General features: G+C 72.7%; 2 protein-coding genes. Both read left to right on the top strand.

The window, feature by feature from the left end:
* Nucleotides 1-20 precede the first annotated feature (20 nt).
* A complete protein-coding gene (locus tag AB0D48_RS36390) occupies nucleotides 21-9,767 on the top strand; it encodes an amino acid adenylation domain-containing protein (protein ID WP_362407307.1) in 9,747 nt (3,248 codons plus the stop codon).
* Between the two features lie 28 nt (nucleotides 9,768-9,795).
* The coding region (locus tag AB0D48_RS36385; protein ID WP_362407304.1) for a condensation domain-containing protein at nucleotides 9,796-11,235 on the top strand (1,440 nt) is incomplete at its 3' end.

Genomic DNA, 11,235 nt, shown 5'->3' with positions numbered 1-11,235 from the left:
CGGCGCCCGATTCCGCGGAGCTGCGTGCTCACGCCGCCGGTGCCCTGCCCGACTACATGGTGCCCTCCGCGTTCGTCGCCCTGGACGCCCTGCCGCTCACCCCCAACGGCAAGCTCGACCGCCGGGCCCTGCCCGCGCCGGACTTCGGCGCGGGCAGCGGGGGCCGGCGGCCGCGCACCGAGGACGAACGGGATCTGTCCGCCCTCTTCCGCGAGGTGTTGGGCGTCTCCACGGTCTCCATCGACGACAGTTTCTTCGACCTGGGCGGTCACTCGCTGCTCGCGACCCGCCTGGTCAGCCGCATCCGCACGGTGTTCGGCGCCGAACTTCCGGTGCGCGTCCTGTTCGAGGCGCCGACGGTGGCCGTCCTGGCGGAGCGGCTCGCCGGCGCCCGCAGCGCCCGCACGGCACTGAGCACGCGGGAGCGTCCCGCTGAGATCCCGTTGTCCCCGGCTCAGCGCCGCCTGTGGTTCCTCAACCGCTTCGAGGAGCGCAACGGCACCTACAACCTGCCCATGGCCGTCCGGCTCGGCGGCGCCCTCGACCAGGAGGTGCTGAGCGCCTCGCTCGCCGATGTCGTGGCGCGCCACGAGAGTCTTCGCACGGTCTTCCCCGACGTCGACGGGCGTCCTCACCAGCTGGTGCTCTCCGCCGGCCCGGAGCTTGTGGAACTGGTCGTCACCGACGTATTCGACGCGGGCGGGCTGGACGACGCGCTGGCGGCCGCCGCCCGGGAGGACTTCGACCTCGCCACCGAGATTCCGGTGCGTGCCCGTCTGTTCGCCGTTGCGCCCGAGGAGCACGTGCTGCTGCTGGTGGTGCACCACATCGCGGGTGACGGCTGGTCGATGGCCCCGCTCGCCCGTGACCTGGGCGAGGCGTACGCGGCCCGGGTCCGCGGCGCGGCTCCCGCGTGGGAGCCGCTGCCGGTGCAGTACGCCGACTACACCCTCTGGCAGCAGGAGGTCCTGGGCGACGAGAACGACGCCGGCAGCGAGCTGGCCCGCCAGGTCGACTACTGGCGGCACACCCTGGCCGGGCTGCCCGAGGAGCTGACCCTGCCCACCGACCGGTCCCGCCCGGCGGAGACCGGGTACGAGGGCGCGGTGGTCCCCGTGCGCATCCCCGCCGAGACGCACCAGCGGCTTGCCGAGCTGGCCCGGGAGAGCCGGGCGAGTGTGTTCATGGTGGTGCAGGCGGCGCTCGCCACGCTGTTGTCGCGGCTCGGTGCCGGTGACGACATCCCGCTGGGATCGCCCATCGCCGGCCGTACGGACGAGGCGCTGGACGACCTGGTCGGGTTCTTCGTCAACACGCTGGTGCTGCGTACGGATGTGTCGGGTGACCCCACTTTCCGTGAGCTGGTGGCCCGGGTACGGGAGACGGACCTGGCTGCATACGCCAACCAGGACGTGCCGTTCGAGCGGCTGGTGGAGGTCCTCAACCCCGCCCGGTCCCTCGCCCGCCACCCCCTGTTCCAGGTGATGCTCGCCTTCCAGAACAACGCCGCCGCCGCCCTCGAACTGGACGGCCTGCGCATCACCCCCGAACAGATACCCCTCGGCATAGCCAAGTTCGACCTCTCCGTGACCCTCATGGAGACGTTCGCCGAGGACGGCTCACCCATCGGCATCGAAGGGGAAGTCGAGTACGCAACGGCCCTGTTCGGCGACGAGTCCGGCGAACTCCTCGCACTTCGCCTCGCCCAGCTGCTGGAAGCCGTCGCCACGGCCCCGGAGACCCCGATCGGCGCACTCGACGTGCTCTTCGCCGAGGAGCGGCAGGGCCTGAGCGACCACTGGCAGGGCCCGCGGGCCGACATCACGGCCAGCACCCTGCCCGCCGTCTTCGAGGCGCAGGTGGCGGCCACCCCCGACGAGACCGCGTTGGTCTACCAGGGCACCGAGCTGACCTTCGCCGGGCTCAACGCCCGGGCCAACCGGCTGGCTCACCTGCTCGTGCGGCACGGCGCCGCCCCCGAGCGGACAGTGGCACTCGTCCTGCCCCGCACGGCCGACGCCATCGTCGCCCTGCTCGCCGTCATGAAGGCCGGCGCCGCCTACGTACCGGTGGCCCCGGACCTTCCCGCCGACCGGATCGCCCACATCCTCGCCGACTCCCGGCCCGCCCTCGTCCTGACGGACAGCGCCGGCCGAGCGCTCGTGGACGACCGTACGGCACGACTCTGCCTCGATGACCCCGAGCTCGTGGCGGAGCTCGCGCTCCAGCCGGACACGGACCTGACCGACGCGCAGCGCAGCGGCCCGCTGCTCCCCGCCAACCGGGCCTACGTCATCTACACCTCCGGCTCCACGGGCCGTCCCAAGGGCGTCGCCATCGAGCACCACAGCCTCATCAACCTCCTCCACCACAACGTGCGACACATCTTCGGTGCCGTGACGAAGGCAGCCGGAGGCCGGATGCGCGCCGTACTGACCGCCGCGCTGTCCTTCGACGCGTCGTGGGACCCGCTGCTGGCGATGGTCGCCGGGCACGAACTGCACCTGGTGGACGACGACACCCGTCGCGACGCCGCGGCGCTCATCGCCTACATGCACGAGCACCGCATCGACTACCTCGACAGCACCCCCTCGCACGTCCAGCAGCTCGTGGACCTCGGTCTGCTGGACGCGGGGCGGCACCATCCGCTGCTCCTCAGCGTGGGCGGCGAGGCGTGCCCCGAGGCGCTGTGGCAGCGACTCAAGGGCACCGACGGCGTTACGACGTTCAACCTGTACGGGCCCACCGAGGCCACCGTGGACGCCCTCGGCATCCAGGCCACGGACGCGGACCGGCCCCTCGTCGGCAGGCCCCTCACCAATGTCGTCGCCCACGTCCTGGACGCGCGGCTGCGGCCCGTCCCGACCGGTGTCACGGGCGAGCTGTACCTCGCCGGCCCCGGTCTGGCCCGCGGCTACGAGCGCCGTCCCGACCTGACCGCCGAACGCTTCGTCGCCGATCCCTTCGCCGCCGCGCCGGGGGAACGGATGTACCGGACCGGAGACCTCGTCCGGCGCACCCACGACGGCCGGATCGACTTCCTCGGCCGCGCCGACGACCAGGTGAAGGTCCGTGGCTTCCGCATCGAGCTCGGTGAGATCGAGACCGCTCTTGCCGCCCACCCCGCGGTCGGCGCCAACGCCGTCGTCGTCCGCGAGGACGTTCCGGGCGTCAAACAGCTCGTGGGCTACGTGGTGGCCGCCACCGGGCGGACACCCGAACCGGACCGGCTGCGCGAGCACCTCGCCTCCGCCCTGCCCGACTACATGGTCCCGGCCGCTTTCGTCACCATCGACGTGCTGCCGCTCACCCACAACGGCAAGCTCGACCGGCGCGCCCTGCCCGCGCCCGACTTCTCCTCCGCGCCCGGCGGACGTGGTCCGCGCGACGAGCGGGAGGAAACGCTGTGCGCCATCATCGCCGAGCTGCTCGGACTGTCCCGGGTCTCGATCGACGACAGCTTCTTCGAGCTCGGCGGTGACAGCATCGTTTCCATCCAGCTCGTCAGCCGGGCCGCCCGGGCAGGGCTGGTCTTCACCCCGCGGCAGGTCTTCCAGCACCGCACCGTCGAGGCCCTCGTCGCCGTCGCCACCGTCGCCGAGGACACCCCCACGGAGGACCCGGACGCCGGCACCGGCCCCGTGCACCTGACGCCGATCATGCACTGGCAGCGGGAACTCGGCGGACCCCTCGGGTCCTTCAACCAGAGCGTGCTGCTTCAGGCGCCCGCCGACGCCACCGAGGCCCGGCTCGCCGCCGCCCTCGACGTGCTGCTGGACCGGCACGACGCGCTGCGCATGCGGATGACCGTCACCGGTGACGGCTGCGACTGGTCGGCCGAGGTACTCGGGAAGGGCACCGTCCGCGCGGCCGGCCTGCTGCAACGCGTCGACCTCCGCGAGGCCGCCGACACCGACCGGCTGATCGCCGAGGAGGCCGCAGCCGCCCAGGCGCGGCTCGCGTCCGCGGACGGCGCCATGGTCCGTGCGGTCTGGTTCGACGCCGGAGCCGGCACACCCGGCCTGCTGCTCCTCGTCATCCACCACCTCGTCGTCGACGGCACGTCCTGGCGCATCCTGCTGCCCGACCTCGCCGACGCGTACACCGCCGTGGCCGAGCAGCGCACTCCCGAGGCGGCGGCGGGAGGCACGTCCTTCCGCCGCTGGTCGCAGGAGCTCGTCGCGGCCGCCACGGCGCCCGAACGTGTCGCCGAGCTCGACCTGTGGAAGGGCGTACTGGGCGCCGAGGAGCAGCCGCTCGGCTCGCGCCCCCTCGACCCCGTCCGCGACACCGCCGCGACGCTGCGGCAGCTGGGGCTCACACTGCCCACCGAGGAGACCTCCGAGCTGCTGACCCGTGTGCCGAACGCGTACCACGCCCGGGTCGACGAGGTTCTGCTGACTGCTTTCGCGCTGGCCGTGGCGGCGTGGCGGCGCGAGCAGGGTCGTGCGCTTCCCGGGGGCACGCTGGTGGACCTGGAGGGGCACGGACGCGAGGAGATCATCGAAGGGGTTGACCTTTCGCGCACGGTGGGCTGGTTCACCAGCCTCTATCCGGTGCGGCTCGATCCCGGTGTCGGCGAGAGCGAGTGGGACGAGGTGTGGGCGGGTGGTCCGGCCGCGGGCCGGGCGCTGAAGGCGATCAAGGAGCAGTTGCGGGCTCTGCCCGACAACGGCATCGGATTCGGCCTGCTGCGCCACCTCAACCCCGACACCCGTCCGGTACTGGCCGCCCTGCCCACCCCGCAGATCGGCTTCAACTACCTCGGAAGGATGGCCACGGCCGACGCGGACGGCCCCGTCGCGGACTGGATGGTGCGCTCCGACGCGGACCTCGGCGACGGTCAGGACCCCGGCATGCGCCAGGGCCACGCGCTCGAGGTGAACGTGATCGCGCAGGATCACGCCGACGGGCCGCGCCTGGTGGCCGGCTGGTCGTGGCCCGCGGACCTCTTCGACGAAGACGACATCCGGAACCTGACCGACTCCTGGTTCCGCGCACTGCGCGCCCTCGTCACCCATGCCCGGACACCGGAGTCCGGTGGCCACACGCCGTCGGACTTCCCGCTCGTCGAGATCGACCAGAGCAGGCTTGACGCACTGGAGACGGCCAGCCCGGGCCTCACCGACGTGCTCCCGCTGTCGCCGCTCCAGCAGGGACTGCTGTTCCACGCCGTGTACGACGAGAGCGAGTCCGACGTCTACACCGTGCAGTTCGCCTTCGAGATCGAAGGAAGGCTCGACCGCGACCTGCTGCGCCGGTCGACCGCGGCCCTGCTCCGCCGCCACACCGCGCTGCGGGCCGGCTTCTGGCACGAGGACCTGCCCCGGCCGGTCCAGGTGATCACCGAACACGTCGAGCTGCCCTGGCACGACGCCGACCTGACCGCGCTGCCCGAGACGGACCGCGACGCCGCGCTCGAGGCATGGCTGGCCGCCGACCGGGCCCGCCGCTTCGACCTCACCGCCCCGCCCCTGATCCGCTTCGCGCTGATCAGCACCGGCCCCGACCGGTACCGCTTCGTGATGACCAACCACCATCTGCTGCTCGACGGCTGGTCGTCGCCCGTGATCCTCGCCGAACTGTTCGAGCTGTACGCGCGGGACGGCGACGACTCGACGCTGCCCCGGGTGGCCCCGTTCCGCAACTACCTGGAGTGGCTGTCCCGGCAGGACCGGGAAGCGGCCGGGACCGCGTGGCGCACGGTGCTGTCCGGACTCACCGAACCCACCCTGCTCGCCGTGCCGGACCCGGCGCGCGCGCCACTGTCCGGAGAGCAAACCAGGGTTGTGCTCGACCGGGAGGAGACCGAGGCGCTCGCAGCCTGGGCACGCGGACGCGGTGTCACCGTCAACACGGTGGTGCAGGCAGCCTGGGCCCTGGTGCTCAGCCGGCTCACCGGCCGTGACGACGTCGTCTTCGGCGGCACCGTCTCCGGCCGCCCGCCGCAGATCCCCGGTGTCGAGTCGATGGTCGGCCTGTTCATCAACACCCTTCCGGTGCGGGTGACACTGGACCCCGCCGAGACCCTGGGCGCCCTTCTCGACCGGCTCCAGGAACAGCAGACGGGGCTGATGGACCACCAGCACCTCGGGCTCAACGACATCCAGCGGGCGACCGGCATCGGAGAACTCTTCGACACCCTGGTCATCTTCGAGAACTACCCGCTCGACGCGGCCGGTCTGCGCAACTCCGCGGGCGGCCTGGGCATCGTCGAGGGCCGCAACCACGAGAGCACCCACTATCCGCTGACGATCACCGTGAACCTGGGCGCCGAACTGTCCCTCGACCTCGCCTACCGTCCCGATCTGCTCGACCGGGACCGGATCGAGGAGATCGGCGCCGTCCTGCGGCGGCTGCTCGCGGGCGTCCCCGAGGCCGGACACCGGCCCGTGGGCCGTATCGGCCTCCTCGCGCCGCGCGACGAGCGCCTGGTCCTCGGGGACTGGGCGGGCACCGTCGACGACACCATGACGCCGCCGGGACTGGTCGCCACGTTCGAGGCACGCGCCCGTACAACCCCGGACGCGACCGCCCTCGTATGCGACGGCACGGAACTGACCTACGCGGAACTCGACGTCCGCGCGAACCGGCTCGCCCGGCTGCTCGTCGAGCGGGGCGCGGCTCCCGAGCGGTACGTGGCCGTGGCCGTCCCCAGGTCCGCGGACCTGCTCGTGTCACTGCTGGCCGTACTCAAGTCCGGTGCCGCGTACATCCCGCTCGACCCCACGCACCCGGCGGAGCGCCTCGCGCACGTCCTCGGCGACGCCCGGCCGTCGCTCCTGCTGACCACCCGGGAGACGGCCGCGGCCCTGCCGGCCACCTCGGCGACGCTCCTGCTCCTCGACGACGAGGACGTCCGCCGGTATCCGACCGGGCCCGACACCACCGGCCCCGTCGTCGCGGTGGACGGCGCCTCGCCCGCCTACGCCATCTACACCTCCGGTTCCACCGGGCGTCCCAAGGGCGTGGTGGTGACCCGGGCGGCGCTGGACAACTTCCTCGCCGCCATGGGCCGGCTGGTGCCGATGGACAGTGCCGACCGGCTGGTCGCCGTCACCACCATCTCCTTCGACATCGCGGCACTCGAGCTGTACCTCCCGCTGCTGGCCGGGGCCGGAACGGTCCTCGCGAGCAAGGACCAGGTGCTCGACCCGGCCGCGCTCGCCCAGCTCATCGAGGACACCGGCGGCACCCTGCTTCAGGCCACGCCGTCGCTGTGGCAGGCGCTGCTCGGCGACAGCCCCGACGCGGCGCGCGGCCTGCGCGCCCTGGTCGGTGGCGAGGCACTGCCCGCGACGCTCGCCGCGACCATGGCGGCGACCGCCCGCGAGACCGTCAACGTCTACGGTCCGACGGAGACGACCATCTGGTCGACCGCCTCGGTGATCGGCGCCGACACACCGCCGGCCATCGGCCGGCCGGTCCTCAACACCCGGGTGTACGTCCTCGACAGTGCCCTGCGGCCCGTCGCGCCCGGTGTCCCCGGCGAGCTCTACATCGCCGGCGCCGGACTGGCGCGGGGCTACCTGGGCCGGCCCGAGCTGACCGCCGAGAGGTTCACCGCCGACCCGTTCGGCTCCCCCGGTACGCGCATGTACCGCACCGGTGACGTGGTCCGCTGGGGCGCCGACGGCGAACTGGAGTACCTGGGCCGCACCGACCACCAAGTGAAGGTGCGCGGCTTCCGCATCGAGCTCGGCGAGATCGAGGCGGTACTGACCGACCACCCGGCGGTGTCCCGGGCCGCCGTGCTGGCCCGCGAGGACCAGCGCGACGTCAAGCGCCTGGTCGGCTACGTCGTACCGGCCGGCGGCGGGGCCGTCGATCCGGCCGCGCTGCGCGAGCACATCGCCGAGCTGCTGCCCGAGTACATGGTGCCCGCGGCCGTCGTCGTCCTCGACGCGCTGCCGCTCACCCCGAACGGCAAGCTGGACCGGGCGGCCCTCCCCGCCCCGGACCTGGGGTCCCTGTCCTCGGGCAGGGAGCCGCGCACCCCTCGCGAGAAGCTGCTGTGCGCGCTGTTCGCGGACGTACTCGGCCTGGAGAAGGTGTCGGCCGACGACAGCTTCTTCGAGCTCGGCGGCGACAGCATCATGTCCATCCAACTGGTCGGCCGGGCCCGCGCGGCGGGCCTGGTGCTCACTCCCCGCGAGGTGTTCCGGCACAAGACCGTCGGGGCGCTCGCCGCCGCCCTTCCGGGCGGCGCGGAGGGCAACGGGGAGATCCTGTCCGACGCCTACCAGGTGGACGACGCGTACGACGCGCAGGACGGCGACGACCCCGGCTCCGGCCCGGTCGTCATCACGCCGATCGTCCACTGGCTGCGGGAGACCGGCGGCGGCGACATCGACGGGTTCAACCAGTCCGTCTCCTCCGCCGTGCCGCCCGGCCTCCGCCTGGACCACCTCGTCCACGTGGTCCAGGCCGTCCTGGACCACCACGACGCGCTGCGCGCGCGGCTCACCGCGGAAGACGGCCGCTGGCGGCTGGAGTTCGCGGCCAAGGGCAGCGTCCGCGCCGACGACGTGGTGCGCCGCGTCGACGTGGCCGGCCTGAGCGGAGCGCGTCTCGACGCGGTCACCGGCGAGGAGGCACTGGCCGCGCAGCGCGCACTGGCCCCGGCCGACGGCCTGATGATGCGGGTCGTCTGGTTCGATGCCGGCCCGGACACCCCGGGCACCCTGCTGATCGTCGTCCACCACCTGGTCGTCGACGGGGTGTCGTGGCGGATCCTCGTACCCGACCTGATGGCCGCGTACGAAGCGGTCGCAGCCGGGCGCACCCCCGAACTCGAACCGGTGTGGACCCCGTTCCGCTCCTGGGCGAAGGGGCTGGTCGACGAAGCACGCAGCGTCCGGCGTGAGAGCGAGGTGCCGGTGTGGACCCGGATGCTGGAGGGCCCGGCCGAGCCCCCGCTCGGCGTCCGTGCCCTCGATCCGGCGCGCGACACGCACGCCACGACCCGGGACCTGACCCTGACGCTGCCCGCGGACGTGACGGGACCCCTGCTCGGACGGGTGCCCGCCACCCTCGGCGCCGGAGTCAACGACGTACTGCTCACCGGGTTCGCGCTGGCGGTCGCCGCCTGGCGCGAGCGGCGCGGCGGAGACCCCGGCAGCGGCGTCCTCGCCGATCTGGAGGGCCACGGCCGGGAGCAGCTGGTGCCCGAAGCCGACGTCTCACGGACGGTGGGCTGGTTCACCAGCCTGTATCCGGTACGCCTCGACGCGGGTGTCCGGGCCGACGACTGGGACGAGGTGCGCGCCGGCGGCCGGATCGTGGGCCGGGCCCTCTCCGCCGTCGCCGAACAACTCGGCGCCCTGCCCGACAACGGCGCGGGCTACGGCCTGCTCCGATACCTCAACCCGAGGACGGCGCCCACACTGGCCGCCCTCGCCGCTCCGCAGATCAGCTTCAACTACCTGGGCCGCTTCGGCTCCGGGGACGACACCGCGGAACAGGGCGGGAGCCTGGACCTGCCCGCCTTCGACCCGCGGATGCCCGTCGCCCACGCGCTGGAGATGAACGCCAGTACCCAGGACGGCCCCGGCGGACCTCGCCTGGTCGCCACCTGGTCCTGGCCCGCGGAACTGTTCACCGGGACGGACGTCCAGGACCTCGCCGAGGCGTGGTTCGACGCGCTGCGCGGCCTCGTAGCCCACGCGCAAGCGCCCCGGCCTACGGGGCCCACCCCCGACGACTTCTACCTGGACGGACTCTCGCAGGACGAAGTCGACGAATTCGAAGACGAGCTCGGGCTCTGAGCGACCACAGGTATTGAGGAGATCAGCAATGCAGCAGAAGACCCGACTTCAGGACGTCCTCCCGCTGTCGCCGCTCCAGCAGGGCCTCCTGTTCCACGCGGGGTACGACAGCCAGGCGCAGGACCTCTACACCATGCAACTCGTCTTCGACATCGAAGGCGTCGTCGACCGGGCCGCGCTCCGCGCGGCCGCGGCCGCCGTCCTGCACCGTCACCCGAATCTGCGGGCGGGCTTCCGCTACCGCAAGAACGGCGACCCCGTACAGCTCATCCCCCGCGAGGTGCCCACCCCGTGGACCGAGACCGACCTCAGCGACTTGCCCGAGGAGGCACGGAAGGCCGAGGCCGACCGGCTGGTGGCGGAGGACCACGCCCGGCGGTTCGACCCGGCGCGCCCGCCGTTGATGCGGTTCACCCTCATCACCTTGGGGCCGGAGCACCACCGGTTCGTCTTCACCTCCCACCACATCCTCATCGACGGCTGGTCCCGTGCCGTCCTCGTCGGGGAACTGTTCGAGCTGTACGGGACGCACGGCGACGCCTCGGCGCTGCCCCGCGTCACCCCGTACAAGGAATACCTGAGCTGGCTGGGCCGGCAGCACCGGGGCACGGCGGAGGCCGCCTGGCAGAAGGCCCTGGACGGCGTCGACGAGCCCACCCTGCTCGCCCCGCTGGACCCGCTGCGCACCCCGCTGCCGCCGGAGCGCCTGCGGCTGCGGCTGACGGAGTCCGAGTCGGCCGCCCTCTTCGCCTGGGCGCGGTCTCGCGGCCTCACCGTCAACGCGGTGGTGCAGGCGGCCTGGGCTCTGGTGCTCGGCCAGCACACCGGCCGTGACGACGTCGTCTTCGGAGGCACCGTCTCCGGCCGCCCGCCGGAGATCCCAGGCGTCGAGTCGATGGTCGGGCTGTTCATCAACACCCTGCCGGTACGGGTGCGGATCGACCCGCTCGAACCGCTCGGCGCCCTCGTCGACCGGATCCAGCTCCAGCAAGCGGAACTGATGGACCACCAGTACCTGGGTCTCACCGATGTCCAGGCGCAGACCTCCGTCACCGGTGAACTCTTCGACACCCTGCTGGTCTTCGAGAACTACCCAGTCGACACCGAGAGCCTGCGCGCCTCCGCCGGCGGACTGGGCATCGTCGACGCGAGCAGCGACGAGGGGACCCACTACCCCGTCACTCTCATGGTCACCTCCGGCGCCACGCTCGACCTCGAGCTCTGCTACCGCTTCGACCTGTTCGACCAGCCGCGCGTCGAGGCGCTCGGCCGTTCCCTGCTGGCCCTCCTGAGCGACGTCCCGGCCGGGGCGGAGACCCCCGTCGGCCGGCTCGCCCTCACCCAGGACCAGGACGCCCGCCGCGTTCTGGAGAGCTGGAACGACACGGCGCGGGATGTGGCGGGGTCGCCGTTGCCGGTGTTGTTCGAGGAGCAGGTGGCGCGGACGCCGGATGCGGTGGCGGTGGTG

The organism is Streptomyces sp. NPDC048269 (genome assembly GCF_040652395.1).
GTDB lineage: Bacteria > Actinomycetota > Actinomycetes > Streptomycetales > Streptomycetaceae > Streptomyces.
Note: the sequence above shows the minus strand (reverse complement) of the source record. Positions and strands in the feature narration are given on the sequence as shown.